Annotated in this window: 1 protein-coding gene; it reads left to right on the top strand. The window is 60.0% G+C overall.

The window, feature by feature from the left end:
- Positions 1-231 (top strand): hypothetical protein (locus EOD29_RS36780; RefSeq protein WP_206520602.1); only part of this gene is annotated, 231 nt, incomplete at its 5' end.
- Positions 232-250 lie beyond the last annotated feature (19 nt).

Raw genomic sequence — 250 nt, 5'->3', positions numbered from 1 at the left:
ATCGTCGCCTCGATCGCCACCATGAAGGTCGCGAGCATGATAGTGGCGACGATAAGCACGCGGTTCGAGCGTTGCGCTGCATTCGACATGACGATCCTCTTCGGGTGCTCCGCAGATGCCGGAAATATCGGCAGGCTGGCGAGATGTGGGGCGATGTGCCGCTTGCGGAGTGATGCCGTCCCTTTACGACCTCAAGTCCGGCCGGTAAAGCAGGCCGCGATAGGTTTCTGACAGCACCGGTTGTTTTCGC

It is taken from the genome of Mesorhizobium sp. M1A.T.Ca.IN.004.03.1.1 (genome assembly GCF_003997555.1).
GTDB lineage: Bacteria > Pseudomonadota > Alphaproteobacteria > Rhizobiales > Rhizobiaceae > Mesorhizobium.
Note: the sequence above shows the minus strand (reverse complement) of the source record. Positions and strands in the feature narration are given on the sequence as shown.